1 protein-coding gene is annotated in these 1,347 nt (G+C 68.7%); it reads left to right on the forward strand.

The features are described 5' to 3' along the window. Positions 1-156: 156 nt before the first annotated feature. The coding region (locus IPV10_RS16805; protein WP_242685096.1) for an ISL3 family transposase at positions 157-1,347 on the forward strand (1,191 nt) is incomplete at its 3' end.

The following is a 1,347-nucleotide window of genomic DNA, read 5'->3' on the forward strand; positions in this document are numbered from 1 at the left end:
GAGGCTCGCCGGGTGAGGTTCGGCGGGTAGGGGTCGAGGTCCCCGAGGATCAGAAGCGCTAACCACCTGATCCATCGCGAGGACCTCGACGTGTTTCACCCTACTTCGGGGTGCGCTGACGCGCGCTCTGCCTTCTGCCCGTGTTCTCGTTGTGACTTGCTGCTTGGCCTCGACGGCGTCCATGTCGAGGCTGTTGATCGTAGCGACGGGTTGCTGGTGGTGACGGTCTCGAGCCCGGCAGTGCCGACCGGGTGCCCGTCGTGCGGTGTGATCGCGACAGGTCGTGGCAGGCGTCGCCGGGTGCTTCATGACGTGCCGGGCGTATCGCGGGTGCGGATCGTGTGGCGGCAACGCGTCTGGCGGTGCGACGACGACGGCTGCGCCAGGAAGACGTTCGTGGAGCACTTGCCGGCCCTCGTCGAGCGGCGCGGGTCGATCACGAAGCGAGCGATCGCGTGGGCGATCGGGCAACTCCGCCGCGAGCACGCCACGATCGAAGGGATCCGCCGACAGCTCGGCACCTCGTGGAAGACGGTGTGGCGCGCGGTGGAACCCGAGCTGGAGCGGCTCGCCGCCGACGAGTCCCGGTTCGATGGCGTCACCACACTCGGCGTCGATGAGCACATCTGGCATCATGTCGACCCGCGTAAGCGCGGCCCGAAGGAGCTGACCGGGATGGTCGATCTGACCCGCGACGAGCATGGGAAGACGCGGGCACGGCTGCTCGACCTGGTGCCGGGCAGATCGGGGAAGGCCTACGCGGCCTGGCTCGACGACCGCGGCGACGCGTTCCGGAAGAACGTGCAAGTCGCGGCGCTGGACCCGTTCGCCGGATACAAGACCGCGATCGACGACAAACTCGAAGACGCCACCGCCGTGCTGGACGCGTTCCATGTCGTCAAGCTCGGCACCGCCGCCGTCGATGAGGTCCGCCGCCGTGTCCAGCAGGACACCCTCGGGCACCGCGGCCAGAAAGGGGATCCGCTCTACGGGATCCAGACCGTTCTCCGCGCCGGCGCGGAGAACCTGACCGAGAAGCAGCAGGCTCGCCTCGCCGCGGCGATCAAGGCCGACCCGGCCCACGACGAGGTGTTCGTCGCATGGCAGTGCGCCCAGGAACTCCGCTCTGCCTACCACCAGAAGGACCTGACCGAGGGACGCCGGATCGCCGAGAAGGTCGTCGACTCGTTCCACACCTGCCCGATCCCCGAGATCGCGCGCCTCGGCCGGACGCTGCGCCGCTGGCGCTCAGCGTTCCTGGCCTACTTCAGCACCAGCCGCGCGAACAACGGCGGCACCGAAGCCATCAACGGAATCATCGAGCTACACCGCCGCCTCGCCCGCGGC

The sequence above is a fragment of the Microbacterium sp. SD291 genome, from assembly GCF_017355365.1.
Classification (GTDB): domain Bacteria; phylum Actinomycetota; class Actinomycetes; order Actinomycetales; family Microbacteriaceae; genus Microbacterium.